Source organism: Streptomyces sp. 3214.6, from assembly GCF_900129855.1.
Lineage (GTDB): Bacteria > Actinomycetota > Actinomycetes > Streptomycetales > Streptomycetaceae > Streptomyces > Streptomyces soliscabiei.
This window is the reverse complement of record NZ_LT670819.1, coordinates 7,311,498-7,337,330: the sequence shown is the minus strand read 5'-3', so window position 1 is coordinate 7,337,330 and position 25,833 is coordinate 7,311,498. Positions and strand designations below refer to the sequence as shown.

Annotated in this window: 21 protein-coding genes; 8 read left to right on the top strand and 13 right to left on the bottom strand. The window is 71.7% G+C overall.

Features of this window, described 5'->3' with window-relative positions:
- Positions 1–206 precede the first annotated feature (206 nt).
- The 10 genes from B5557_RS33180 to rsmH all read right to left on the bottom strand — a co-directional run bounded on the left by B5557_RS33180 (position 207) and on the right by rsmH (position 12,762).
- On the bottom strand, positions 207–1,001 hold the full coding sequence (locus B5557_RS33180; RefSeq protein ID WP_079662917.1) for a cell division protein FtsQ/DivIB: 795 nt from the start codon (positions 999–1,001) through the stop codon (positions 207–209).
- Between the two features lie 26 nt (positions 1,002–1,027).
- Entirely contained in the window at positions 1,028–2,125 is a 1,098-nt protein-coding gene (gene murG / locus B5557_RS33175; protein WP_079662916.1) for an undecaprenyldiphospho-muramoylpentapeptide beta-N-acetylglucosaminyltransferase, read from the bottom strand.
- Between the two features lie 6 nt (positions 2,126–2,131).
- Positions 2,132–3,505: a putative lipid II flippase FtsW gene (ftsW, locus tag B5557_RS33170; protein WP_079662915.1), complete on the bottom strand. Its 1,374-nt coding sequence runs from the start codon at positions 3,503–3,505 to the stop codon at positions 2,132–2,134.
- A 108-nt stretch (positions 3,506–3,613) separates the two neighbouring features.
- Positions 3,614–5,032 (bottom strand): UDP-N-acetylmuramoyl-L-alanine--D-glutamate ligase, encoded by a 1,419-nt coding sequence (gene murD, locus B5557_RS33165; protein WP_079662914.1) that lies wholly within the window; start codon positions 5,030–5,032, stop codon positions 3,614–3,616.
- Positions 5,014–6,087 (bottom strand): phospho-N-acetylmuramoyl-pentapeptide-transferase, encoded by a 1,074-nt coding sequence (gene mraY / locus B5557_RS33160; protein WP_079662913.1) that lies wholly within the window; start codon positions 6,085–6,087, stop codon positions 5,014–5,016. The genes murD and mraY overlap by 19 nt, the downstream gene beginning before the upstream one ends.
- Complete coding sequence (locus B5557_RS33155; protein ID WP_079662912.1) at positions 6,084–7,499, bottom strand: UDP-N-acetylmuramoyl-tripeptide--D-alanyl-D-alanine ligase; 1,416 nt, start codon at positions 7,497–7,499, stop codon at positions 6,084–6,086. Before B5557_RS33155 ends, mraY begins: the two co-directional genes overlap by 4 nt.
- A gap of 4 nt (positions 7,500–7,503) precedes the next feature.
- A complete protein-coding gene (locus tag B5557_RS33150; protein ID WP_443031294.1) occupies positions 7,504–9,174 on the bottom strand; it encodes a UDP-N-acetylmuramoyl-L-alanyl-D-glutamate--2,6-diaminopimelate ligase in 1,671 nt (556 codons plus the stop codon).
- A gap of 80 nt (positions 9,175–9,254) precedes the next feature.
- Positions 9,255–11,222 (bottom strand): peptidoglycan D,D-transpeptidase FtsI family protein, encoded by a 1,968-nt coding sequence (locus B5557_RS33145; RefSeq protein ID WP_269460190.1) that lies wholly within the window; start codon positions 11,220–11,222, stop codon positions 9,255–9,257.
- Between the two features lie 5 nt (positions 11,223–11,227).
- Entirely contained in the window at positions 11,228–11,761 is a 534-nt protein-coding gene (locus B5557_RS33140; protein WP_079662909.1) for a septum formation initiator family protein, read from the bottom strand.
- A 44-nt stretch (positions 11,762–11,805) separates the two neighbouring features.
- Complete coding sequence (gene rsmH, locus B5557_RS33135) at positions 11,806–12,762, bottom strand: 16S rRNA (cytosine(1402)-N(4))-methyltransferase RsmH (RefSeq protein ID WP_079662908.1); 957 nt, start codon at positions 12,760–12,762, stop codon at positions 11,806–11,808.
- Between the two features lie 213 nt (positions 12,763–12,975).
- Between rsmH and B5557_RS33130 the strand changes: the two genes are divergently transcribed.
- The 4 genes from B5557_RS33130 (at position 12,976) to B5557_RS33115 (ending at position 18,722) form a co-directional block, all read left to right on the top strand.
- On the top strand, positions 12,976–13,584 hold the full coding sequence (locus B5557_RS33130; RefSeq protein ID WP_079662907.1) for a beta-class carbonic anhydrase: 609 nt from the start codon (positions 12,976–12,978) through the stop codon (positions 13,582–13,584).
- 229 nt (positions 13,585–13,813) lie between these two features.
- Entirely contained in the window at positions 13,814–14,848 is a 1,035-nt protein-coding gene (locus B5557_RS33125) for an AAA family ATPase (protein ID WP_079662906.1), read from the top strand.
- Positions 14,848–16,227, top strand: coding sequence for a DUF58 domain-containing protein (locus B5557_RS33120; RefSeq protein ID WP_079662905.1), 1,380 nt, complete (start codon positions 14,848–14,850; stop codon positions 16,225–16,227). The genes B5557_RS33125 and B5557_RS33120 overlap by 1 nt, the downstream gene beginning before the upstream one ends.
- On the top strand, positions 16,224–18,722 hold the full coding sequence (locus B5557_RS33115) for a transglutaminase TgpA family protein (protein WP_079665139.1): 2,499 nt from the start codon (positions 16,224–16,226) through the stop codon (positions 18,720–18,722). Before B5557_RS33120 ends, B5557_RS33115 begins: the two co-directional genes overlap by 4 nt.
- Positions 18,723–18,808: 86 nt before the next feature.
- Here the strand turns inward: B5557_RS33115 and B5557_RS33110 are convergent, their stop codons facing one another.
- The 3 genes from B5557_RS33110 to B5557_RS33100 all read right to left on the bottom strand — a co-directional run bounded on the left by B5557_RS33110 (position 18,809) and on the right by B5557_RS33100 (position 21,104).
- Positions 18,809–19,213, bottom strand: coding sequence for a DUF3040 domain-containing protein (locus tag B5557_RS33110; RefSeq protein ID WP_079662904.1), 405 nt, complete (start codon positions 19,211–19,213; stop codon positions 18,809–18,811).
- 276 nt (positions 19,214–19,489) lie between these two features.
- Entirely contained in the window at positions 19,490–20,281 is a 792-nt protein-coding gene (locus B5557_RS33105; RefSeq protein ID WP_079662903.1) for a methyltransferase, read from the bottom strand.
- Positions 20,282–20,492: 211 nt separating this feature from the next.
- Positions 20,493–21,104 carry an SAV_6107 family HEPN domain-containing protein gene (locus B5557_RS33100; protein WP_079662902.1) on the bottom strand — a complete coding sequence of 204 codons (612 nt, stop codon included), beginning with the start codon at positions 21,102–21,104 and terminating at the stop codon, positions 20,493–20,495.
- A 176-nt stretch (positions 21,105–21,280) separates the two neighbouring features.
- Here B5557_RS33100 and B5557_RS33095 point away from each other — a divergent pair, with 176 nt between their 5' ends.
- The 4 genes from B5557_RS33095 to B5557_RS33080 all read left to right on the top strand — a co-directional run bounded on the left by B5557_RS33095 (position 21,281) and on the right by B5557_RS33080 (position 25,812).
- Positions 21,281–22,066, top strand: coding sequence for an ATP-binding cassette domain-containing protein (locus B5557_RS33095; RefSeq protein WP_231976114.1), 786 nt, complete (start codon positions 21,281–21,283; stop codon positions 22,064–22,066).
- Positions 22,038–24,122, top strand: coding sequence for a YhgE/Pip family protein (locus B5557_RS33090; protein WP_079662900.1), 2,085 nt, complete (start codon positions 22,038–22,040; stop codon positions 24,120–24,122). Before B5557_RS33095 ends, B5557_RS33090 begins: the two co-directional genes overlap by 29 nt.
- A gap of 44 nt (positions 24,123–24,166) precedes the next feature.
- Positions 24,167–24,793 (top strand): TetR/AcrR family transcriptional regulator, encoded by a 627-nt coding sequence (locus B5557_RS33085; protein WP_079662899.1) that lies wholly within the window; start codon positions 24,167–24,169, stop codon positions 24,791–24,793.
- Between the two features lie 392 nt (positions 24,794–25,185).
- Positions 25,186–25,812 (top strand): DUF4126 domain-containing protein, encoded by a 627-nt coding sequence (locus B5557_RS33080; protein ID WP_079662898.1) that lies wholly within the window; start codon positions 25,186–25,188, stop codon positions 25,810–25,812.
- The last annotated feature ends 21 nt before the right edge of the window (positions 25,813–25,833 follow it).

Sequence of the window (25,833 nt, the reverse complement as noted above, 5' to 3'; positions counted from 1 at the left end):
TGGGACGGTCCGTTTCGCCGACCCGAACCCTAACGCTGAAGTTTAGGGTTACCAGTGTGTCTGTTCCTTGAAGTCTTCTGAACAGGACACTAAGTCGACAAGTGGCGCCCGTTCAACGAACACGCCGAACCTCCCGTTTTTCTTTTCACCCTATGTGATCAGCCGTGTCGCTGCCCAACCAGGGTGCTGGCCTGCGCGGATGTGCGTCAACTCCCCGATGACGCAGGGGCGGTGGGAGCGCTGACATCGAAGTGCCGTGCGGCCGGGGCGGCTTTCATGAGAGCGGTGAGTGCGCGGCCCTTCGCAGCGCCCTTCTCGGCACTCCCCCACGCGACCGTGCGGCCGCCGCCCAACTCCAGCGAGATGTCGTCGTAGGAACGGACCTTGACCAGCCGGGTCTCCCGCGTGACGGCGGCCGGAAGGGAGCCGGCCGCCTTCACCGCCTCCCGTACCAGTCGGTCCTCGCCGAAGCGGCGCAGGCTCGCGGCGGCCGAACGCGAGGAGGAAACGGCCATTTCGAGAAGCGGAACGCCTTTCGGGGCCGCGGAAACCGTGGCGAAACGGACGCCTTCGTCGTCCACTTCCACGAACTTCGCCCCTTTTCGGACCAGCAGGACCGGCGTACGCTCGGTCACTTTCAGGCCGATTCCATGGGGCCAGGAACGAACCACGTCGACCGAGTCGATTCGGGGCAGTTCCGTACGAAGTCGGGCTTCGATCGCATCGGTGTCGACGGAGATCAACGGCGATCCGACCGGCACGTCGGCGGCTTCGCGCACCTGCTGCGGCGTCAGCACGCTCGTACCGGAGGCCGTGACGCGCTCCACCCGCAGCCACGGCGAGCCGTACAACACCCAGACCGCGCCCGCGCCGAGGAGCACGACGACCAGCGCGAGAACGATGATCATACGAAGTCGGCGTGGCCCCAACCGCCGGACGAGAGGCGGGCCGGACGACTCCTGCTGGCGTGCCCCGCGCTCGGCGGTGGCGGATCCGGCCACGCTCCCTGTCCTTTCGTCACCCGCGCCTATCGGTGTGCACGAGAGGCCGCGATCGCCTCGTACACCATGCCGACGAGCAGGTCGTCGGCGTCCCGGCGACCGAACTCACTGGCCGCGCGGGACATCTCGTACAGCCGGTGCGGGTCGGCGAGGACGGGCAGGACGGTCTCCCGGACCCACTCGGGGGTCAGTTCCGCGTCGTCGACCAGCAGTCCGCCGCCCGCCTTGACCACCGGCTGGGCGTTCAGCCGCTGTTCGCCGTTGCCGATGGGCAGCGGGACGTAGGCGGCCGGGAGCCCGACGGCGGAGAGTTCGGCGACGGTCATCGCGCCCGCGCGGCAGAGCATCATGTCGGCGGCGGCGTACGCGAGGTCCATCCGGTCCACGTACGGTACCGGGATGTAGGGGGGCATTCCCGGCATCTGCTGTACGTGCGGCAGTTCGTTCTTCGGGCCGACCGCGTGCAGGATCTGGATGCCGGCCTGCTGCAGCCAGGGCGCGACCTGCTGGACCACCTCGTTGAGGCGGCGGGCGCCCTGCGAGCCGCCGGAGACCAGCAGCGTGGGCAGGTTGGGGTCGAGGCCGAACATGTGCCGGGCCTCGGGACGCATGGCGGCGCGGTCCAGGGTGGCGATGGAGCGGCGCAGCGGGATGCCGATGTAGCGGGCGTCCCGGAGCTTGCTGTCGGGCGTGGAGACGGCGACCCGGGCCGCGTAGCGCGAGCCGATCTTGTTGGCCAGGCCGGGGCGGGCGTTGGCCTCGTGCACCACGATCGGCACCCCGAGGCGCTTGGCCGCGAGGTAGCCGGGCAGGGCCACGTAACCGCCGAAGCCGACGACGGCGTCCGCCCGGGTGCGCTCCAGGATCTGCTCGGCGGCCTTGATCGTGCCGCGCAGCCGGCCCGGGACGGTGATCAGCTCGGGGGTGGGCTTGCGCGGCAGCGGCACGGCGGGGATCAGCGCGAGCTCGTAGCCGCGCTGCGGAACGAGCGTGGTCTCCAGGCCGCGCTCCGTGCCCAGGGCCGTGATCCCCACCGAGGGGTCCTGCCTGCGCAGGGCGTCCGCGAGGGCGAGCGCGGGCTCGATGTGGCCGGCGGTCCCCCCACCAGCGAGTACGACATGCACCGAAATTCACCGCTCTCCGGACGGGCGCGCCGCCGAGGCACGCCGTCGCATCGTGTTCCATCTCCGGGAGACTCCGGCCGGCCTTTTGGACCGGGCAGAGCCCCCCGCCCCCCGTTTTCTACCAAAACGGGGTTGTCGCATCGCAAGCGACGCCCGCGCAGCGGGCTCGTCGCGTGCGAAGGCGATCAGCAACCCGATGGCGAACATGGTCGGCAGCAGGGCGGAACCCCCGTAGGAGAACAGCGGGAGCGGGACGCCGGCGATCGGCAGCAGGCCGAGCACCGCACCGATGTTGATCACCGCCTGAGCGGTGATCCAGGTGGTCACGCCTCCCGCGGCATACCTCACGAAGGGGTCCTCCGTGCGTCCGGCCACGCGGATACCCGCATAGCCTAGAGCCGCGAACAGGGCGAGCACCGACAGCGTCCCCGCCAGGCCCAGTTCCTCACCGGTGACGGCGAAGATGAAGTCGGTGTGCGCTTCGGGGAGTTGCCCCCATTTCTCCACACTCGCGCCGAGCCCGGAGCCGAAGATCCCGCCCGAGGCCAGGGCGTAGATCCCGTGCACGGCCTGCCAGCAGGCGTCACCCGGCCCGGGGTCGGTCGCGCCGATGCATTGCAGTCGGGCCATGCGGTTCGGGCTGGTCCTGATGAGGATCACGCCGAGGGTGGCGGCGATCGACAGCACCCCGACGAAGAGCCGGGTGGGCGCCCCCGCCAGCCACAACAGGCCGAACAGGATCGCCGTGAGGATGATCGCCGTGCCCATGTCGCCGCCGAGCATGATCAGGCCGAGCAGCATGAACGCGACCGGCACCAGGGGCACCAGCATGTGCTTCCACTGCGTGAGCAGCTTCTTGTCCTGTTTTCGGGCGAGCAGGTCGGCGCCCCAGAGCACCAGCGCGAGCTTGCCGAACTCGCTGGGCTGGATCTGGAAGGAACCGCCGAGCGAGATCCAGTTCTGGTTGCCGTTGACCGACATCCCTATCCCCGGCACCTGTACCAGGGCCATCAGGAAGACGGCCCCGGCGAGGATCGGGTAGGCCAGCGCCCGGTGCAGCTTCACCGGCATCCGGGAGGCGACCAACAGCAGCACGGCCCCGATGGCGGCGGCCAGGAACTGTTTGCGGAAGAAGAACGATCCCGGCAACGACATCTGCAGCGCGGTGATCTGGGAGGCCGAGTAGACCATCACCAGGCCCAGCACGGTGATCAGCAGGCTGCCGCCGAAGATCAGGTAGTACGCGGTCAGCGGCCGGTCCCAGGCCCTTTGCGCACGCGTGTACAGCCGCCGCAGGGGGTTGTCGCGGCGCGGCCGGGAGACGGCGGGTCTGCGGACGGTCCGCTGGACGGGCGGACGCCCGGTACGGCTACCGGGCATCCGCAGCTCCGCTGTGCGCGGCGCGGGCGCTGTACCCGGTCGCTGCGCCGTACGTCGGCCGTGACGGTCCCACGCGTCCCTCCCAAGGTCGCCCGGCAGGCGGCCGGGTCAGGTTCCGAGTTCGCCAACCGCCGATGCGAACGCGTCACCGCGCTGGTTGTAGTTGACGAACATATCCATGGAGGCGCAGGCCGGGGCGAGCAGCACCGTGTCGCCTTCGACTGCGAGGCGCCGGGCCTCCTGGACAGCCGCGAGCATCGCCCCAGTGTCGGTCCGGTCGAGGTCGACGACGGGTACTTCCGGGGCGTGTCGCGCCAGGGCTTCACGGATCAGGGCGCGATCGGCGCCGATGAGCACGACTCCGCGAAGTCGCTTTGCCGACCTCGCGACCAGCTCGTCGAAGGTCGCGCCCTTGGCGAGACCGCCCGCGATCCAGACGATCGACTCGTACGCGGCCAACGAGGCTTGTGCCGCGTGCGTGTTGGTGGCCTTGGAGTCGTCGACGTAGGCGACGCCGTCCAGGTCCGCCACGAGGGCGATGCGGTGGGCGTCGGGGGTGAAGGCCCGCAGGCCGTCCCGGACTGCCTTGGGGGGCACCCCGAAGGCGCGGGCGAGGGCCGCCGCGGCAAGGGCGTTGGCGATGTTGTGCGGGGCGGGCGGGTTGACGTCGGAGACCTCGGCGAGCTCCTGGGCGTTCTTCTGCCGGTTCTCGACGAAGGCGCGGTCGACCAGGACGCCGTCCACCACGCCGAGTTGGGACGGGGCGGGCGCGCCGAGGGTGAAGCCGATGGCCCGGCAGCCCTCCTCGACGTCCGCCTCGCGCACCAGGTCCTCGGTGGCCTTGTCGGCGACGTTGTAGACGCAGGCGACCCGATTGCCCTCGTAGATACGGCCCTTGTCCTTGGCGTACGCCTCCATGGAGCCGTGCCAGTCGAGGTGGTCGGGGGCGAGGTTGAGGACGGCGGCGGAGTGGGCGCGCAGCGAGGGCGCCCAGTGCAGCTGGTAGCTGGACAGTTCCACGGCGAGGACGTCGTGGCGCTCCTCGCCGAGGACGGCGTCCAGCAGGGAGACTCCGATGTTGCCGACGGCCGCCGTGCGCAGGCCGGCCGCCTTCAGGATCGACGCCAGCATCTGGGTGGTGGTCGTCTTGCCGTTGGTGCCGGTGACGCACAGCCAGGGGGCCGCGTCGGGTCCCCTGAGCCGCCAGGCCAGTTCGACGTCGCCCCAGACCGGCACACCGGCTTCGCGTGCGGCCGTGAACAGGGGCTTGTCGGGCTTCCAGCCGGGTGCGGTGACGACGAGTTCGGTGCCTTCGGGCAGGGTCGCCCCGTCGCCGAGGCGCACGGTGACGCCCAGGGCCCGGAGCTCGGCGGCCTGTTCACGCGCGCGTGCGTCGTCGCCGTCGTTGACGACCGTGACGTTCGCGCCGAGCCCGTGCAGCGCCTTGGCCGCCGGGATGCCGGAGACGCCGAGCCCGGCGACGGTGACGTTCTTCCCCTGCCAGTCGGTCACTTGTCCGCTGCCCATCCCGCGTAGAAGAGGCCCAGTCCGACGATCACACAGATGCCCTGGATGATCCAGAAGCGGACCACCACCAGGACCTCGGACCAGCCCTTGAGTTCGAAGTGGTGCTGGAGTGGCGCCATCCGGAAGACGCGCTTTCCGGTGAGCTTGAAGGAGCCGACCTGGATGACCACCGACATGGTGATCAGCACGAACAGGCCGCCGAGGAGGGCGATCAGCAGCTCGGTGCGGGAGCAGATCGCGAGGCCCGCGAGGACGCCGCCGAGCGCCAGCGAACCGGTGTCGCCCATGAAGATCTTGGCCGGCGACGTGTTCCACCACAGGAAGCCGAGGCAGGCGCCCATCAGCGCGGAGGCGATGACCGCGAGGTCCAGCGGGTCGCGCACCTCGTAACAGGCGCTGGGGTTGGTCAGCGTCTCGCCGTTGGCGCAGGACTCCTGGAACTGCCAGACGCCGATGAACGTGTACGCGCCGAAGACGAGGACGGAGGCGCCGGTGGCGAGGCCGTCCAGACCGTCCGTCAGGTTCACGCCGTTGGACATCGCCAGGATCATGAACAGCGCCCAGACGACGAACAGCACCGGGCCGATCGTCCAGCCGAAGTCCGTGATGAACGACAGCTTGGTGGAGGCGGGCGTGTTGCCCCGGTTGTCGGAGAACTGCAGCGACAGCACCGCGAAGGCGATGCCGACGATCAGCTGGCCGGCCATCTTCGCCTTGGCCCGCAGACCCAGCGAACGTCGCTTGACGATCTTGATGTAGTCGTCGAGGAAGCCGACCAGGCCCATGCCGCACATCAGGCCCAGCACCAGCAGACCCGAGTAGGTCGGCGGCTTGCCCGTGATCACCTTGGACAGGAAGTACGCGGCGACCGTCGCGAGGATGAAGGCGATACCGCCCATGGTCGGCGTACCGCGCTTGCTGGCATGCTCGCGCGGGCCGTCGTCGCGGATGTACTGGCCGTAGCCCTTGCGCGCCAGCAGCTTGATCAGCAGTGGCGTGCCGACCAGCGTCAGGAAGAGGCCGATCACACCCGCGAACAGGATCTGATTCATCATCGGGCGGCGACCTCACCCTCGGCGCCGGTCGCGAGCAGCGCCTGCGCGACGCTCTCGAGGCCGACCGAACGGGACGCCTTCACGAGCACGACGTCCCCCGGGCGCAACTCGCTGCGCAACAGGTCGACCGCCGCCTGTGCGTCGGACACGTGCACCGACTCCTCACCCCACGAACCCTCGTTATATGCGCCCAGTTGCAGCCAGGAGGCTTCCCTGCCCCCGACCGCGACGAGCTTGCCGACATTGAGCCGGACGGCGAGCCGTCCGACCGCGTCGTGCTCGGCGAGCGCCTCGTCCCCGAGCTCGGCCATCTTGCCGAGCACCGCCCAGGTCCGCCGCCCCCTGCCCATGGCCGCCAGCGCGCGCAGAGCGGCTCGCATGGACTCGGGGTTCGCGTTGTAGGCGTCGTTGACGATCGTCACGCCGTCCGGGCGCTCGGCGACCTCCATCCGCCAGCGGGAGAGGGAGCCCGCCTCGGAGAGTGCGGTGGCGATCTCTTCCACGGACATGCCCAGCTCATGGGCGACGGCGGCCGCGGCGAGCGCGTTCGACACGTGGTGCTCACCGTACAGGCGCATGGTCACATCGCTGCACCCGGAGGGTGTGCGAAGGCTGAAGACGGGCTGTCCGCTGTCCGTGAGTCGTACGTTCTCGGCGCGTACGTCCGCTTCGCCGGACTCTCCGAAAAGGACCACCTTCGCCTGCGTACGGGAGGCCATGGCCCGGACCAACGGGTCGTCGGCGTTGAGGATCGCCGTGCCGCCCTCGCTCGCCGGCGGGAGGCTCTCGACGAGCTCGCCCTTTGCCTGTGCGATCTGTTCGCGGCCGCCGAACTCGCCGATGTGGGCGGTGCCGACGTTGAGGACGAGGCCGACCTTCGGGGGCGTCAGATCGGCGAGATAGCGGATGTGCCCGATGCCGCGGGCGCCCATCTCCAGCACGAGGAACTTCGTCTCCTCGGTGGCGGACAGGGCGGTCAGCGGGAGCCCGATCTCGTTGTTGAGCGAGCCCGGTGTGAAGACGGTCGGCGCCTTGCGCCGCAGGACCTGGGCGATGAGGTCCTTGGTGCTGGTCTTGCCGGCCGAGCCGGTGAGCGCGACGAGCGTCGTGCCGAGCTTGTGCACGACGTGCCGGGCGAGGGCGCCGAGCGCCGCCTGGACGTCGTCCACGACGATCGCGGGGACGCCGACGGGCCGCGAGGCCAGTACGGCCGCCGCTCCCGCCTCGACGACCGCGGCCGCGTAGTCGTGGCCGTCCACGTGTTCGCCGACGAAGGCGACGAAGAGGCTGCCGGGCTCCACCTCGCGGGAGTCCCGGACGACCGGTCCGGTGACCTGCGCGGACGGATCCGGTATGTCGTGCGTCTGCCCGCCGACGACTGCTGCGATCTCGGCGAGGGAGAGGGCGATCACAAGTTCATCCCTGGGTCTGCTGGATAGCTTCGCGAAGCACCTGGCGGTCGTCGAACGGACGGACGACGCCGGCGATGTCCTGGCCCTGCTCATGGCCCTTGCCCGCGACCAGCACGGTGTCCCCGGCGTGCGCGCGGGCGACGACGGCGGCGATCGCGGCGGCCCGGTCCTCGAACAGCAGCACCTCGCCGCGCTCGTGCGCGGGCACGGACGCCGCGCCCTCGAGCATGGTCGCGAGGATCGCGAGGGGGTCCTCGGAGCGGGGGTTGTCGGAGGTCAGCACGGCGGTGTCGGCGAGCCGTGCGACGGCGGCGCCCATCGGGGCGCGCTTGCTGCGGTCCCGGTCGCCGCCGCAGCCGAGGACGACGTGCAGCCGGCCCTTGGTGACCTTGCGCAGCGCCTTCAGGACCGACTCGACGGCGTCCGTCTTGTGGGCGTAGTCGACGACCGCGAGGTAGTCCTGCCCGGCATCCACGCGCTCCAGGCGGCCCGGCACGCCCGGCACGGCGGCGACGCCGTCGGCGGCGGTCTGCGGGTCGAGGCCGGCCGCCGCGAGGGAGACGATCGCGGCGAGCGTGTTCGCCACGTTGAAGGAGCCCGGCAGCGGCGACCTGGCCGCGATCCGCACCCCCTCGGGGCCGACGACGGTGAACGTCGAGTCCATCGGGCCGATCTCGACGTCCACGGCGCGCCAGTCGGCGTCGGGGTGGCCCTCGGCGGAGAAGGTGACGACGGGGACCTCGGCCTCCTGGACCAGCCGGCGGCCGTACTCGTCGTCGAAGTTGACCACGCCGCGTTTGCTGCGTTTCCGGGTGAACAGCTGTGCCTTGGCCTGGAAGTAGTCCTCCATGCCGGAGTGGAACTCCATGTGCTCCGGGCTGAGGTTGTTGAAGACGGCGATGTCGAAGACGCAGCCGTCGACCCGGCCGAGGACCAGCGCGTGGCTGGAGACCTCCATGGCGACCGCTTCGACACCACGCTCGCGCATGACGGCGAACAGGGCCTGGAGGTCGGTGGCTTCGGGGGTGGTGCGCTCGGACTTGATGCGCTCGTCGCCGATGCGCATCTCGACGGTGCCGATGAGCCCGGTGGATCTGACGGACTTCAGGCCGCCCTCGACGAGGTAGGCGGTGGTGGTCTTGCCCGAGGTGCCGGTGATGCCGATCTGCAGCAGGTCGCGGCCGGGGTGGCCGTAGATGGTGGCCGCCAGTTCGCCCATCCGCCCGCGCGGGTCGTCGACCACCAGGACCGGCAGGCCGGTCGCGGCGGCGCGCTCGGCGCCGGTGGGGTCGGTCAGGACGGCGACCGCGCCGAGGCCCGCGGCCTGCATGACGAAGTCGGCACCGTGCAGACGGGCGCCCGGGAGGGCGGCGTACACGTCACCGGGGCGGACCGCGCGCGAGTCGTGGGTGATGCCCGTGACCTCGGCGGCGGCACTCTCCGGCTGCTCGACATCCAGCTGATCGGCGAGTTCCGCGAGGGGTGTGGCGGAGACCTGGGCCGGCCGGGGCGGTCCCGGATTCGTCACGGAAGCGCCCTTCTGGGTGGTTTGGGACTGATCAGCGTGTGGCACGGCGGTGAGCGTACCGGGCGCACCGCCCTGCGGGCGAAGCGAGGGCGCACGGGGCGCCGCGGGCGGTGCGTGATTCCCGGGGTCGGGAGTGATCATGGTCACGGATCGGTTCCTGGCTTGTTCGGCGCTGAACAGTGGCGGGCGGGGGTCGGAGGCGGACGGGGGACAAAAGGTGCGGGCGGTCAGGGCGTGAAGGAGACCGGGAGGTTCGCGGCCTTCGCGCCGGTCGGGGGGATCTGCAGGGTCTTCAGGGCGAACTCCATGACCTGCTTGAAGACGGGACCGCAGATCTGGCCGCCGAAGTAACTGCCCTTGGTGGCGTTCTGGATGGCGCAGTACACGGTGACCCGGGGGCTGTCGGCCGGCGCGAACCCGGCGAACGACGACGTGTAGCCCTTGTAGGTGCCGGTGGCCGGATCCACGCGGTTGGCGGTGCCGGTCTTGCCCGCGACGCGGTAGCCGGGGATGCGCGCCTTGGCGCCGGTGCCCTGTTCGTCGTCCACGACCGACTCCAGCATCTGGGCGAGGGTCTTCGCCGTCTTCTGGCTGACGACACGGGACGTGGCGGGTGCCTCGGCGGGGATGAAACGGCCGTCCGGCCCCTTGGTGCCGCGCACCAGGGTGGGTTCGACGCGGACGCCGCCGTTGGCGATCGTCGAGTACACGGAGGCCGCCTGGAGCGCGCTCACGGACATGCCCTGGCCGAAGGGAATCGTGTACTGCTGCGAGGTCGACCACGCGGCGGGCGCGGCGAGAATCCCCTTGGTCTCGCCGGGGAAGCCGAGCCCGGTGGGGCCGCCGATGCCGAACTTGCGCAGGTAGGAGTAGAGGACGCGGTTGGCCTCGGCCTGCGTCCTGCCGAGTTGGCCGGTGGCCAGGATGGTGCCGATGTTGCTGGACTTGGCGAGCACGCCGTTGAGGGTGAGGTACCAGGTGGGGTGGTCGATGTCGTCCTGGAAGAGCCGGTCGCCGCGGTGCAGCCGGTTGGGCACGGTGACGTGCGTCAACGGCGTCGCCGCGTTCTCCTCCAGGACGGCGGCCATCGACATGACCTTGGCGGTGGAGCCGGGCTCGTAGGCGTCCTGGACGGCGGCGTTGCCCAGGTCCGTGGCGTGGGCCTGGGCAAGGTCATTGGGGTCGAAGCCGGGCGAGTTGGCCATGGCGAGGATCTGGCCGGTGCGGGTGTCCTGGACGATGACGTAGCCGCGGTCCGCCGCGGACTCCTTCACCTGCTCGGTGATGGCGTTCTGCGCGGCCCACTGGATGTCCCGGTCGATCGTCAGCTCGACGTCGGAGCCGGGCACCGCGGGGGTCTCGGTGGAGCCCGCGGTGGGCACCTGCCGCCCACCGGACTGGGCGTAGCGGATCTTGCCGTCCTGGCCGGCCAAAGTCGCGTTCAGCTGCTGTTCGATGCCGCCGCCGCCCTTGCCGTCGGCGTTGACCCAGCCCAGTATCCCGGCGGCGAGCTCGCCGTTGGGGTACACGCGCTTGGTGCTGGGGACGGCGAGGACGCCCGCGAGGACGTTGACCGTGGAGCTGTCCGTCTCCGCCTTCGTGGCGAGCGCCGACTTCAGATCCTTGATCTGCTTCCAGACCTGCGGGGTCTGCCGGCCGGCGAGCATCGTGTACCGCGCGGTCGGGTCCTTGGGCCGCAGCTTGCGCACGAGCGCGGACTGCTCCTGGCCGAGGATCGGCGCGAGGAGCGCGGCCGCCTGCTCGGGGCCGTCGCCGACCTTCAGCTGCTTGCGGTTGAACATCGTGGGGTCGGCCGTGATGTCGTAGGCGTCCTCGCTGGTCGCGAAGGAGATGCCGCTGCGGTCGGTGATCTCGCCGCGCTCGGCGGGCAGCACCCGGCCGATGTACCGGTTCTGCTCGGCCTTGGCGGTGTAGGTGCTCGCGTCGACGGCCTGCACCTGGAGCAGGCGGACGATGAAGGCGAGCAGGACCAGGGCGAGCGCGAGGCCCACCATGCGCAGCCGGGGGCGGGGGCTGCCGAGCCGGAGCACGCGCGCGGGCGCGGGGCGGGGGCCGGGGGCGGTCGGACGGCGGGCCGGGCGGGCGCCGGGGCCCGGGCGCCGCTGGGCGGAGGCGGGGCGGGCGGGCCGGGCGGGGCCGGGCACGCGCCGGCGTGGCGGTTCCCTGTCGGACACTTCCGTCACCTGCCGGGGGTCTCGGGGGCGGCTGAGGTCGGGGCGGTGCTCTGGGCCGGAGGATCGCTCGGCGCGGAGGTGGTGGGGGTCGTGGGGGACGGCGACGCGATCGTCTGGGAGAGCGTGATGGCCTCCGGCGGCCGTACGACGGCCGGAGCGTCCTGCGAGGACTGCTGGGCGGCGGCCGAGGGGACGCCCTTCACGGTGCCGTCGGGGTTCAGGAAGGCCGGGTCCCCACCGGGGATCATGCCGAGTTCGCGTGCGCGGCGCTGGAGGGCGTCCGGGGCGGAGTAGGAGTCGATGTCCCGCTGGAGCGCCTGCTCCTCGTCGGTGAGGCTCTTGGTGTCCTTCTGGAGGTCGTCCTTCTTGAACGAGCCCTCGCTGAGCGCGGAGTTCATCACGAGCAGTCCGATGAGGCCGCCGCCGAGGAGGAGCACGACGAGGAGGACGAACGGAGTGCGGGCCGCCTGCTGCGGGCCGGCCGGGAAGAGCCGCGCGAGCCGGGCGGCCCTCCCCTTCAGTTCGGGTTTCCTGTTCACACGCCCACCCCCGGGTGGAATTGCGGACCCTCGGCTCACGCCCGTCATTCGATGGACTCCCTGATTCGCTCGGCCCCGCGCAGTCGCGCCGGGGCGGCGCGCCGGTTCTCGGCGACCTCTTCCTCGGTGGGAAGTTCGGCACCACGGGTGAGCAGCTTGAGCCGGGGCTGGTAGCGCTCGGGCACGACGGGCAGCCCGGGGGGCGCGGTGTTGGCGGCGCCGGCCGCGAACACCTGCTTGACCAGCCGGTCTTCGAGCGAGTGGTACGACAGGACGGCGATCCGGCCGCCCACGTCGAGTGCCTGCACGGCGGCCGGGATCGCCCGCTCCAGGACGGAGAGTTCGCCGTTGACCTCGATGCGCAGCGCCTGGAAGGTGCGCTTGGCGGGGTTGCCGCCGGTGCGCTTGGCGGCCTGCGGCAGCGCGCCCCGGATCAGCTCCACGAGGCGCGCGCTGTTGGTGAACGGCTCCTTGTCGCGCTCGCGCACGATCGCGGAGACGATCCGCTTGGCCTGCTTCTCCTCGCCGTACGCCCGCAGGATCCGGACGAGTTCGCCGGGCGGGTAGGTGTTGAGGACCTCGGCGGCGCTGATGCCGGTCGTCTGGTCCATGCGCATGTCGAGGGGGGCGTCCTGGGCGTAGGCGAAGCCGCGGTCGGCCTCGTCGAGCTGCATCGAGGAGACGCCGAGGTCGAACAGGACGCCCTGCACGCGCGCGAGGCCGAGCCGGTCCAGGACGTCGGGGAGTTCGTCGTAGACGGCGTGCACGAGGGTGGCGCGCTCACCGAAGGGGGCGAGGCGCTCACCGGACAGGCGCAGGGCCTCCTTGTCGCGGTCGAGGGCGACGAGCCGGGCCTCGGGGAACTGCGTCAGCAGGGCCTCGCTGTGGCCGCCCAGACCGAGCGTGCAGTCGACGACCACCGCTCCCGGCCGCTGCAGGGCGGGAGCCAACAGGTCCAGGCACCGCTGGAGCATCACCGGGACATGTCGACTCTGGCTCAAGGGGCCCTCTCAGATCCGGCGGGGGTACGCACCACCGGTCCCCGCCCTCCGGTGAGGGGAAGGCCTGCCGGCGCGGGTTGGAATCCAGCGTTGAGATCGCCAAAGAGATGGCCGCCTCCCGCTTCGCGCCACTTTAGTCCACGGTGTCTCGCGGTCAATCAACCGGCCTGCGCGTCGCCGAGCGGGGGTGGCCTACCTCACAAAACATGCGTGATGACGCTCTTTTTCCCTTCTCACAGCAGGCCCGCACGGCGTGTGACCAGTAACGTCATGGTTATGACGACTTCCGCATCCGTACCCGCAGAGTCCGAAAGCGCCATACGCGGCGGCACCGTGACCGACCGGCTCGTCGACGCGAACGGGCGGTACGCCGCCGCCTTCACCGATCCCGGCATGGACGCCCGTCCCGTCCTGCACGTGGCCGTCGTGGCCTGCATGGACGCCCGGCTCGACCTGCACGCCGCGCTGGGCCTGGAGCTCGGCGACTGCCACACCATCCGCAACGCGGGCGGCGTGGTCACCGACGACGTGATCCGCTCGCTCACCATCAGTCAGCGCAAGTTGGGTACCCGCAGCGTCGTACTGATCCATCACACCGGCTGCGGTCTGGAGGCGATCACCGAGGAGTTCCGTACCGAGCTGGAGATGGAGGTCGGTCAGCGTCCGGCCTGGGCCGTGGAGGCCTTCCGGGACGTCGACCAGGACGTCCGGCAGTCGATGCAGCGGGTGCGCACCTCGCCGTTCCTGATGCACACCGACGACGTGCGGGGCTTCGTGTTCGACGTGAAGACGGGCCTGTTGCGCGAGATCGACCCCTCGTGACCACTGTCATTTCGCTGTTGATTTCCGCCCCTCGGACACCCAAACAGCCATAACACCGACATATCACGGACAGTTGTCCACAGGCGAGTGACACGAATCGGTAACGGCAGCAAGAATGCGGGTGTGACGCCACGCTGAGCACTTTGCGAACGGCGTCCGTGATTCGGGGTGGGCCGGTTTGCCGCACAGAGCGTCGGCCCGGAGAAAGTTTTGGGCCGAGGAGGGCCGGGTGACGACCTATGACGAGCGAGCGAGCCTCACAGATCTGACCGCCACTGTGGAGCGTGTCCGCAGTTCGGTGGAGGGAGTGATCGAGGGCAAGCCCGAGGTCGTACGGCTTTCGCTGACCGTGCTCCTCGCCGAGGGGCATCTGCTGATCGAGGACGTGCCGGGCGTCGGCAAGACGATGCTCGCCAAGGCGCTGGCGAAGTCCATCGACTGCTCGGTGCGCCGTATCCAGTTCACGCCCGACCTGCTGCCCTCGGACATCACCGGTGTCTCCATCTGGGACCAGCAGCGCCGGGACTTCGAGTTCAAGCCGGGCGCGATCTTCTCGCAGATCGTGATCGGCGACGAGATCAACCGCGCCTCGCCCAAGACGCAGTCGGCGCTCCTGGAGTCATTGGAGGAGCGCCAGGTCACCATCGACGGGACGACGTACGAGCTGCCCAGCCCGTTCATGGTGGTGGCCACGCAGAACCCGGTCGAGATGGAGGGCACCTACCCGCTGCCCGAGGCGCAGCGCGACCGCTTCATGGCCCGCGTCTCCATCGGTTACCCGAGCCCCGAGGCCGAGCTACAGATGCTCGACGTGCACGGCGGGGTCAACCCCCTGGACGATCTCCAGCCGGTCGCCCACGCGCACGAGATCGTGAAGCTGATCGACGCCGTCCGCGGCGTACACGTCGCCGACTCGGTCCGCCGCTACGCGGTCGACCTGGTCACAGCCACGCGCACCCATCCCGACCTCAGACTCGGCGCCTCCCCGCGCGCGACGCTGCATCTGGTGCGCGCCGCCAAGGCGACCGCCGCCCTCAGCGGCCGGGACTACGCGCTGCCCGACGACGTCCAGAACCTCGCCGTGGCCGTCCTGGCCCACCGTCTGCTGCCCACCGCGCAGGCCCAGCTGAACCGCCGCACGGCCGAGCAGGTCGTCGAGGACATCATCCAGCGCACCCCGGTGCCGGCCACCCCCCAGCAGCACGGGTACGGGCTGGGCCACGGCACACAGGCGTACGGCCAGCAGCAGCCGCGGAGGCTGTGATGACCACCGGGGGGACCGGACAGCCCTCGACCGGCCGCGGCGAGGGCTTGAAGAGCGGCGCGCGGACGGCCCTGGCCGGGCTGACCACCCGCGGCCGCTCCTTCCTGGCCGCCGGCATCGCGGCTGCCATCTGCGCCTATGTGCTGGGACAGCCCGATCTGCTGCGGGTCGGGATGCTGCTGGCCGCGCTGCCGCTGATCTGCGCGGCCGTCGTCTACCGCACCCGCTACCGGGTGGCCGGCAGCCGCCGGCTGTCTCCCGCGCGCGTGCCCGCCGGCAGCGAGGCCCGCGTCCATCTGCGGATGGACAACGTCTCGCGGCTGCCGACCGGCCTGCTGATGCTCCAGGACCGGGTGCCGTATGTACTCGGCCCGCGCCCCCGCTTCGTCCTGGACCGGGTGGAGGCGGGCGGCCGCCGCGAGGTGTCCTACCGGGTCCGCTCCGACCTGCGCGGCCGCTATCCGCTGGGCCCGCTCCAGCTGCGGTTGAACGACCCGTTCGGCATGTGCGAACTGACCCGCTCCTTCTCGACGTACGACACGCTGACGGTGATCCCGCGCGTCGAGGCGCTGTCGCCGGTCCGGCTGACCGGCGAGGCCAAGGGGTACGGCGACGGGCGGCAGCGCTCGCTCGCGCTGGCCGGCGAGGACGACGTGATCCCGCGCGGCTACCGCTACGGCGACGACCTGCGCCGCGTGCACTGGCGCCTCACCGCGCGCTACGGCGAGCTGATGGTGCGCCGCGAGGAACAGCCCCAGCGCTCGCGCTGCACGGTGCTCCTGGACACCCGGGGCCTGGCCTATCAGGGCGCGGGCCCGGACTCGGCCTTCGAGTGGGCGGTCTCGGGCGCCGCGTCCGTGCTGGTGCACATGCTGGAGCGGGGCTTCTCGGTACGCCTGCTGACGGACACGGGCAACTCGGTGCCCGGCGAGGGCGCCGACGGGTTCGCCGGGGCGAACCAGGAGTCGGCGGACGCGGCCGGGCTGATGATGGACACCCTCGCGGTGGTCGACCACTCCGACGGCACGGGCCTGTCCCGGGCGTACGACGTGCTGCGCGGCGGCAACGAGGGGCTGCTGGTGGCGTTCCTCGGCGATCTCGACGAGGAGGAGGCGGCGGTGGCCGCGAAGATGCGCCAGCGCAGCGGAGGCGCGGTCGCCTTCCTCCTGGACGGCGACAGCTGGGTGCGTGAACCGAACGGCGGGCCCGATCCGATGAACAGGCAGGAGGAGCGGCTGCGGATGCTGCGCGAGGCGGGCTGGACGGCCCTGAGCGTGCCGCGGGGTGCTTCGCTGAACGAGCTGTGGCGCCAGGCGGACCGCGACCGGGCGGGCGTGATGACGGCGGGCGCGGCGAGCGGCGGGGAGGCGAGCGCATGAGCGGGCGGGCTCGACTGACGCTGTGCTCCGCGGCGGCGACGCTGATGGCCTCGTGTGCCCTGCTGCCCCTGGTGGAGCCGGCGACGTGGCTCCTGAAGGCGGCGTTCCTGCTGGCGATCCAGTCCGGGGTGGGCGCGGTGACCCGGCGGGTGCCGTTGGCCCGCCCGCTGACCGTGGCCGCCCAGGCCCTGGTCACGCTGGTGCTGCTGACGCTGGTCTTCGCCCGGGAGCACGCCCTCGCCGGTCTGATCCCCGTCCCGGAGACCTTCCGGTACTTCGGCGACCTGCTCCAGGCGGGCGCCGACGACGTGGGGCGGTACGCGATCCCGGCCCCGTTGTCCGACGGCATCCGGCTGATGGTGATCGGCGGGGTGCTGATCATCGGCCTGGCGGTGGACACCCTCGCGGTGACGTTCCGCAACGCGGCGCCGGCGGGGCTGCCGCTGCTGGCGCTGTACTCGGTCGCCGCGGGGCTGTCCGCCGGGGCGGCCGACTGGCTGTGGTTCCTGGTCGCCGCCGCCGGCTATCTGATGCTGCTGCTCGCCGAGGGCCGGGAGCGGCTCTCGCAGTGGGGGAGGGTCTTCGGCGGGGTTCCGCGCGCCGCGGGTGCGCAGCCCGGGCCGGTGGCCCCGGTGCGCACCGGCCGGCGCATCGGCATGGCCGCGCTGGGTGTCGCCCTGGTGGTGCCGCTGTTGCCGCTGCCGGCGATCCAGGGCGGTCTGCTCGACGGGGCGGGCACGGGCGTCGGCGCGGGCAACGGCAGCGGGGGCACGATCTCCGCGGTGAACCCGCTGGTGTCGCTGCGCGACAGCCTGAACATGGACGAGGACCGCACGGTCCTGACCCTGAGCACCGACACCGGCAACCTCTCGGACCTGTACCTGCGGATCGTGTCCCTGGACGACTTCGACGGCACCACGTGGAAGCCGGCGAAGCGCCACATCGTCGCTGTGCCGGACGAGTTCCCCACGCCTGTCGGCCTGGGCCCCCAGGTCAAGCGCGCGGAGTTCACGACCCGGATCGTGGCCGCCTCCGGCTATGCGCAGGACTGGCTGCCGATGCCGTACCCGCCCAGCAGCGTGCTGATCAAGGGCAACTGGCGGTACGAGCCGGTCGGGATGACCCTGGTCGGCGACCACGGCCAGAACACCAGCGGCAAGACGTACCAGGTGACGAGCCTCGACGTGCAGCCGACGGCGGAGCAGTTGGCCTCGGCTCCCAAGGCGCCCAGCTCGATTCGGAAGGACTACACCAAGGTCCCCGACTCCCTGCCGAAGGTGGTGGCGGAGCAGGCCTCTGAGATCACCAAGGGAGCGACGAGCGACTACGAGAAGGCGGTCAAGCTCCAGGACTACTTCGCGGTGACGGGCGGCTTCGAGTACGACACCCAGGTCGAGGTCGGCAGCGGCCCGGGCGCGATCGCCCGCTTCCTGCGGGACAAGCAGGGCTTCTGCGTGCACTTCTCCTTCGCGATGGCCGCGATGGCCCGCACGCTGGGCATACCGGCGCGGGTCGCGGTGGGCTTCGCGCCGGGGTCCCCGCAGGCGGACGGCTCGGTGGCGGTGAGCCTGAAGGACGCGCACGCCTGGCCGGAGCTGTATTTCGAGGGCGTGGGCTGGACCCGCTTCGAGCCGACCCCGACCCGGGGCACGACGCCCGCGTACACGCTGCCGGACACCTCGGGCACGACGGTCCCCGACCTGCCGCAGGCCTCGCGTTCGGCGAACGCGGCGCCGTCGGCCCAGCCCTCGGCGAGCACCAGTTGCTCGGCCGAGGACAAGAAGCTCGAGGGCTGCGCCGCCGCGCTGCCGGTGAACCAGGCGGGACAGGACGACGGCGGTACCCCGTGGTACGAGATCGCCGGCTGGACGCTGCTGGGGGCCGCGGCGCTCGCTCTGCCGCTGCTGCCGATGCTGTGGCGGCTGAGACGGCGTTCGGTGCGGCTGGCATCGGCCCAGCACTCCGCGTCCGCGGCGTCGGGGGCTCCCCCGGGCCGCCGCAGGGACGGCGAGGGCCGGCAGGCGGACGACGCCGGTCCGGCGGTGCTGCTGGACGTGCCGGCGCAGGAAGCCGGTGAGGCGGCTGCCGGCCACGTCCTGGCGGTGTGGCGGGAGCTCACCGACACGGCGTGGGACTTCGGCATCGAGCCGGACGAGGCGCTGACGCCACGGCGCGCGGCGGCGCGGATCGTCCGGACCGGCGAGCTCGACGACACGGCGGGCCGTGCGGTGCACCGGGTCGCGGGCGCCGTGGAGCAGGTGCTGTATGCCCCGGAGCCGAGGGCCGAGGCCGGGCTGGCCGACGAGGTCCGCAAGGTCCGGGGCGCCCTGCGGGAGAAGGCCGACTGGACCACGCGCGTGCGTGCCGTGGTGGCGCCCCGATCGGCGATCCGCGCGCTCTGGGACCTGAGCGACCGCTGGACGACCCTCAAGGCGTCCTGGGCGGCCCGTCTGACGGCTCTGGTGCGCAGGCCTTCCGGCCAGCAGAGCGGCTGAGCGGCTGAGCGGCTGCGAACAACGTTGAGGGGGCGACCACCCGGCCGGGTGGTCGCCCCCTCAACGTTGTTCGTGTACGGGCGGTGTCAGTGGCCGCCCTGCTCGTCACGGCGGCGCTGCCAGCGCTGCTCGATCCGGTCCATCATCGAGCGCTTCTGCCGAACCTGACCGCGGGTGTGCTGGGTGCCCGAGGCACTGGCCGCGGGCTGTTCGCCCGGCTTGGGCGCCTTGCGCCAGCCGGTCACGGCGAGCACCGCACAGCCCAGCATGACGAGAAAGCCCACCACGCTCAGCCAGACCTGCTTCGCGACCATACCGGCCATGAGGAGCGCGATTCCCACGAGGAAGCCAGCGACCGCCTGGTAGACCCGCCGCCGGGTGTACGTACGCAGCCCGCTTCCCTCGAGCGCCGACGCGAACTTGGGATCTTCGGCGTACAGCGCTCGCTCCATCTGCTCGAGCATGCGCTGCTCGTGCTCCGAGAGCGGCACGGAGTCCTCCTCATCGTGCAGTCGCCGGGGCGACCCGGGGGGTCCCTTCAGGATAGGCAGGGAATCGCCCCCGTGAAACCCGCCCCTCTACGCCAATTGGCCAACCGGAGCCCGTCATGGACGTCCCGGCTCACTGAGGTTTCCATTCCCCGGCGGCCGACCCGTCATGCCGGGCGGTCTCCCTCGATCATACGGCGCAGAGCGCCGGAACGGGGGGCCTGTGGCGTACTCCATGCCCAGCCAAGGCCCTGATCAGGGGTGCGCCCCGGGAGGCGCTCAGGCCCCTTCGGTCCCCCGCGTCTCCCCGAGCACATGGAGTTGGGTGGCCACGGAGTGGAACGCGGGGAGTTCGGCGGCCGCCTCCTCCAGCTTCAGCAGGGCTTCGAGGGCTCCCGGCTCGGTGTCCACGAGCACACCGGGGACGAGGTCGGCGAAGACCCGCACGCCGTGGACGGCACCGACCCGAAGGCCCGCGGCCTCGACCAGTTCGGTCAACTGCTCGGCGGTGAAGCGGCGCGGCACGGGGTCGCCCGCGCCCCAGCGGCCGTCGGGGTCGGTAAGGGCCTGGCGGGCCTCTTTGAAGTGGCCGGCGAGAGCCCGCGCGAGCACGGCGCCGCCGAGTCCGGCGGCGAGGAGGCTGAGGACGCCCTCGGAGCGCAGGGCGGCCACGACGTTGCGGACGCCCTCGGCGGGGTCGTCGACGTACTCCAGGACGCCGTGGCACAGGACGGCGTCGTAGCCGCCGCGGTCGACCACGTCGAAGAGTCCGTGTGCGTCGCCCTGGACGCCCGTCACGCGGTCGGCGACGCCGGCCTCGGCGGTGCGGCGCTCCAGGGCGAACAGCGCGTTGGGGCTGGGGTCGACGACGGTGACGCGGTGCCCCAACAGGGCGGCGGGCACGGCGAAGTTGCCGCTGCCGCCGCCGGTGTCGAGGACGTCCAGTGACTCGCGGCCGGTCGCCTTGACCCGGCGTTCGAGGGCGTCCTGAAGGACCTCCCAGACCACGGCGGTACGGAGGGAGGCGCGGGGTCGGGGGTGGGAGGCGGGCGGGCGCATCGGGTCCGACACGGCAGTTGACTCCTCGGCGCGGCACCGCCTCTTGCGCGGCGGAGCGAACGGGCTGCCTCCCCGCAACCGGTCCGGCCCGGGGTTCGGGCGGGCCGTGGGAAGACTTCAGGCGCCTTCCACCTTATTGCCTCCGTATCGGCTTCGGCGCCCTGCCCGGCCCTGGTGGCGCGGCACGGCGGCGGGCCGCGCCGGCCCGTGTCCGGCGGGCGCCTCAGCCCGCGTCCGGCAGGTCTCGCTCCGCGCCGGAGCCGCCCGGGCCGTCCTCTTCCCGGCGCCCCTCCCCTCGCCCTTCCCCGCGCCCCTCCCGGTGCCCCTCCTGGCGGGGTTGGGGCAGGATCGGCTGGAGCACCAGCATGCGTTCGACGAGGCGGAGAAACATCGCCACGTCACGGATCAGGTCGTCGGCGTCCCGGCGGCTCGCCGCGCCCTGGATGCCCGCCTCGGCCCGGGCGCGGCGCCGGGCCCCGGAGGCGAACAGCGCGCTCCACTCGGTGAGTTCGGGCGCTATCTCGGGGAGCACTTCCCAGGCGCTGCGGATGCGGGCCCGGCGGCGCGGGGAGGGTTCGGGGCGGCCCCGGGCGGCGAGCACGGCCGCCGCGGTGCGCAGGGCCGCGAGGTGGGCCGTGGCGTAGCGCTCGTTGGGGGTTTCGAGGAGGGCCGCCTCGTCCAGCCCGGCGCGGGCCTGGGCGAGGAGGTCGAGGGCGGCGGGCGGGGCCGTGGTGCGGCGCAGCACGGGGTGCACATCGCTCGCGGGGCCGGTCAGTGAGGGGGCAGGGCCGGTGGCGCGGCGCCGGTGTGCGGCGGCTGCGTGGTGGTGGGCCATGACGAGCCTCCTGTCGTCAGTTGACGGCACGGGTCCTCATACGGGGGTCCCGTATGTACTCATCGTGCGGTATGCCACTGACAATCCGTTCTGACCTGGGCTTTTGCTTCGATCGAAGGTTCGGGCTAGTTTTTGCACTGACCAGTCAGTTCAAATTCGGGTTCTCAGGGGGACCAGTGAATGGAGTCGGTGTCACAGCCGACGGCTTCGGGCTCCGGGGCCCCCGCGGGTGGGCGTTCCGCGGCATCGGCGTCGACGCGGAGCCGGGCTCGCTGATCGCGATCGAGGGACCGTCCGGCTCCGGCCGGACGAGCCTGCTGCTCGCCCTCACCGGACGGATGAAGGCCACCGAGGGAACGGCGGCCGTGGGCGGGGCCCGGCTGCCGAGGCAACTGGCGGCCGTGCGGCACGTCGCCGGGCTGGCGCACGTCGCCGGTGTGACCGACCTCGAACCAGCCCTGACCGTCGGGGAGCACCTGCACGAACGGGCGCTGCTGGAACGGCGGTTCGGCGGCTCCGTACGGGAGTTGCTGCGCCCGCGCGCGGAGCGGGCGACGAGGACGCGGCTGCGGATCGAGAACGCGCTCGCCGCCGCCGGGCTCGACCCCGAGGCCCTGCCCAAGGGAACGCGGACCGCCGTCCGGGACCTGGAGCGCCTCGAAGCCCTGCGACTGTCCGTGGCGCTGGCGCTCATCGGGCGTCCCGGCCTGCTCGGCGTCGACGACGTCGACCTGAAGCTGACGAGCGCCGAGCGGGAGGAGGCCTGGGCACTGCTCAGATCCCTCGCCGAGGCGGGCACGACGGTCCTCGCGGTGTGCGGCGAGGCTCCCGAGGGCACCGTCCCGGTCGCCACGCGCGCGGACGCCGTCCCCGCCGACCAGGAGACCGCCACCGCTGCCGAACAGGAACCCGAGCAAGAAGAGGAGAACACGGATGCGCTCGCCGAGACTGGCCGCGCTTGAGCTCCGGCGCTTCGGCCGGGGCCGACTCCCCCGGGCCGCGCTCGTGGCGCTCCTGCTGCTGCCCCTGCTGTACGGCGCGCTGTACCTGTGGTCCTTCTGGGACCCGTACGGCAGGCTCGACCGGATCCCCGCGGCGCTCGTGAACGACGACACGGGGGCGAGCGCCGACGGGAAGCGGATCAGCGCCGGGGACGACCTCACCAAGGGCCTGCGTGACAGCGAGGTCTTCGACTGGCACGAGGTCAGTGCCGCCGAGGCACGCGCGGGCGTGGAGGACGGCCGGTACTACCTGTCGCTGACCATGCCGGCCGACTTCAGCCGGCGGATCGCCTCCAGCGCGGGCGCCTCCCCCGAGACGAGCGCCCTTCAGGTGCGCACGAACGACGCGAACAACTACATCGTCGGGCAGATCTCGCGGACGGTCTTCAGCGAGGTGCGCACGGCCGCTTCCACGAAGGCGTCGCGGTCCTTCCTGGACAAGATCTTCGTGTCGTTCTCCGACATCCACGGCGCGACCGCGAAGGCCGCCGACGGTGCCGACGACCTCAAGGGCGGCATCGGGAAGGCCGAGGCGGGCTCCAAGGACCTCGCCGACGGGCTGAGCGACGCCAAGGACGGCAGCGGCAAGCTGGCGAAGGGCCTGAAGAAGCTCGACACGGGCGCCGACAACCTCCAGGACGGCTCGCAGAAGGTCGCGGACGGCACCCAGACGCTCGCCGACAAGGTCAACGGGGTCGCCGACGCGGTGGGGCCCTACCTGAAGGACAACGAGAAGACCATCGGGGACACCGCGCGACTGGTCGCCGACTCCGCCAAGGTGATCGGCGACAACCTGGAGACCCTGGTGAAGGCGGCGCCGACCGCCGCCGAGGGCGCCCACACGGCCTCGGACACGCTCGCCGCCGTCCACAAGGCCCGCTGCGAGACGCCGTTGCTGCCCGACCCTGCCTGCACCGACCTGGCGAAGGCCAAGGACGCCGCCGCCGACGTGGCGAAGGTCGCCGACGACCTCAACACGCTGATCGCCGACCAGGACGGCGACCTGAAGACGCTCCGCACGAACCTCACCACCCTGCGGACGCAGGCCCAGGCGCTCGCCGACAGCGCCCCGCACCTGTCCGAGGACCTCGCCGACGCCGTGTCCAAGGTCAACGCGCTGAACACCGGCGCCGCGAAGGTCGCCAAGGGCGCCAAGAAACTGAACACCGGCCTCGGCACGGCCAAGACGGGGTCCGTCGACCTGGACGCGGGCGTCGGCAAGCTGGAGACGGGCGCCCAGGACCTCAACGGCGGCATGTTCAAGCTCTCCGACGGCTCCGGGAAGCTCGCCGACGGCCTGCACGACGGCGTCGCGCAGATCCCCGACTACGACCGACGACAGCGCGACGCGCGCACCGCCGTCATGGCCGACCCCGTGCGGCTCGCCTCCCAGAATCTGCACAAGGCCCCGAACTACGGCACCGGCTTCGCCCCGTACTTCATCCCGCTGTCGCTGTGGGTGGGCGCCATGGTGGCGTACATGCTGATCGCGCCGATGAACCGGCGCGCCCTCGCCGCGGGCGCCCCGGCGTGGCGGATCGCGCTGGCGGGCTGGCTGCCGGTGGTCGCGGTCGGGGTACTGCAGACGACGGCGCTGATGGCCGTGCTGCACTGGGCGATCGGCCTGGAGACGGCACGGGCGGCCGGCACGGTGGGCTTCCTGTTCCTCGTGACGGCGTGCTTCGCGGCCCTCGTGCAGTGGCTCAACGCGCACTTCGGAGCGGCGGGCCGCATTCTCGTACTCGCGCTGCTGATGCTGCAGTTGACGTCGGCGGGCGGCACGTATCCCGTGCAGACCAGCCCCGGCTTCTTCAACGCGATCCACCCCTTCCTGCCGATGAGCTACGTCGTCGAGGCCCTCAGGAGGCTCATCACGGGCGGCGGCCTGGAACCGGTGTGGCACGCGTGCGTGGTGCTCGTCGCCTTCACCGCGGGCGCGCTGGCGCTGACCGCCCTGTCGGCGCGCCGCCGCCAGGTCTGGACGATGGACCGGCTGCGCCCGGAGCTGACCCTGTGAGGATCCGGCGTCCGGGAGGCCGCGTTCCTGTGACAATCAGGACCATGGAAAGCAGCACCACCCCGGGCGGCCGCACCCGCCGCGAGACCACCCGGCAGAAGCTCTACGAGGCGGCCGTCACCCTCATCGCCGAGCAGGGCTTCTCCGCGACCACGGTGGACGAGATCGCCGAACGGGCCGGCGTGGCGAAGGGCACGGTCTACTACAACTTCGCGAGCAAGTCGGTCCTCTTCGAGGAGCTGCTGAGGCACGGCGTCGGTCTCCTCACCGCCTCGCTGCGGGAGGCCGCCGAGCGGACGGCACGGGAGGGCGGCAGCAAGGTCGACGCGCTGGACGCGATGGTCCGCGCGGGCCTCGTCTTCATCGACCGCTACCCGTCGTTCACACAGCTCTATGTGGCCGAGCTGTGGCGCACCAACCGGGCCTGGCAGTCCACGCTCATGGTGGTCCGGCGGGAGGCGGTGGCCGTCGTGGAGGGGGTGCTGCGCGAGGGCGTCGAGAACGGCGAGTTCAGCGACGAGATCGACGTGCAGCTGACGGCGGCCGCGCTGGTCGGCATGGTGCTGGTGGCCGCCCTCGACTGGCAGGCCTTCCAGCCGGAGCGGTCCCTGGACGACGTCCACTCGGCGCTGTCGCGGCTGTTGCAGGGGCGGGTCAGCGGCCACCGCTGACGGGGCCGCGCGCGGGCACACGAAAACGCCGGTCCGTGGTGGCCACGTCCCCCGTGGGCCGCCTCGAACCGGCGCTTCCTCGTGCTCCCCCGTTTCCCCCGATCCCCCCGTGCCTCCCCCGTTGAACCCCCGTTCGGTCTTCCCCCGGGGTGCCCCCCGTGCCTCGCTCCCGCCGAACTGGCCGGCGGAAGGAGCGGATCGAGGGCCGCTCCGTTCCGGCGCCCCGTGCCGCCGGTACCGGAGCCGTGCCCCTTCTCCGTGCCTCCACTCTCCCGTTCGCGCAGGTCGCCCCCCATCCGCGCGCGTACTCAACTCACCCCCTAGGTACGCGTACTCAGGCCTGCGCGCTCAACCCCAGGACGCCACGGTGCCCACTGGTTACGATCGCGTCCGTGTCCGTACTCCCCCTCGTGTTCACCAGCGGCTGGGCCAGCGGCGTCAATGCCTACGCGGTGGTGCTGCTCCTCGGCGTCTTCGGTGCGACCGGCCTGAGCGACGACGTCCCACAGACGCTGCAACGCCCCGAGGTGCTCGTCGCCGCGGGTGTCCTGTTCCTGTGCGAGGCGGTCGCCGACAAGATTCCCTACGTCGACTCGGCGTGGGACTCGGTGCACACGGTGGTCCGGCCGCTGGCCGGGGCCTGGGTGGGGACGCTGCTCGCCGGGCACAGCGGTTCACTCTCGGACGTGGCGGCGGGACTGCTCGGCGGTTCGACGGCGCTGGCCAGCCACACCGTCAAGGCGGGCACCCGGATGGCGGTCAACGCCTCGCCGGAGCCCTTCAGCAACGTGGTCGTGAGCCTTGCCGAGGATCTCGGGGTCGGTGGGGTCGTGACGTTCGCGATGTTCCACCCGGGCGCGGCCGCGATCATCGCGGGCGCCTTGCTGCTGGCCGGGCTTACGGTCCTGTTCTTCCTCGTCTCCCGGATCCGCCGCTTTCTGCGCCGCCGGGCGCAGCGCCGGGAGCAACGCCGGGAGCAACGCCGCCTGCCAGGGCGGACGGAGTCCCCTCCCTGGTGAGACGGCGCTGGTCACGGGCCC

Excerpts from the sequence above, each read along its gene's own strand:
- ftsW (WP_079662915.1), bottom strand. The coding sequence starts at position 3,505 with ATGCCCGGTAGCCGTACCGGGCGTCCGCCCGTCCAGCGGACCGTCCGC.
- murD (WP_079662914.1), bottom strand. The coding sequence starts at position 5,032 with ATGGGCAGCGGACAAGTGACCGACTGGCAGGGGAAGAACGTCACCGTC.
- mraY (WP_079662913.1), bottom strand. The coding sequence starts at position 6,087 with ATGATGAATCAGATCCTGTTCGCGGGTGTGATCGGCCTCTTCCTGACG.
- B5557_RS33130 (WP_079662907.1), top strand. The coding sequence starts at position 12,976 with ATGACGCTCTTTTTCCCTTCTCACAGCAGGCCCGCACGGCGTGTGACC.
- B5557_RS33120 (WP_079662905.1), top strand. The coding sequence starts at position 14,848 with ATGACCACCGGGGGGACCGGACAGCCCTCGACCGGCCGCGGCGAGGGC.
- B5557_RS33115 (WP_079665139.1), top strand. The coding sequence starts at position 16,224 with ATGAGCGGGCGGGCTCGACTGACGCTGTGCTCCGCGGCGGCGACGCTG.
- B5557_RS33100 (WP_079662902.1), bottom strand. The coding sequence starts at position 21,104 with ATGGCCCACCACCACGCAGCCGCCGCACACCGGCGCCGCGCCACCGGC.
- B5557_RS33090 (WP_079662900.1), top strand. The coding sequence starts at position 22,038 with ATGCGCTCGCCGAGACTGGCCGCGCTTGAGCTCCGGCGCTTCGGCCGG.
- B5557_RS33085 (WP_079662899.1), top strand. The coding sequence starts at position 24,167 with ATGGAAAGCAGCACCACCCCGGGCGGCCGCACCCGCCGCGAGACCACC.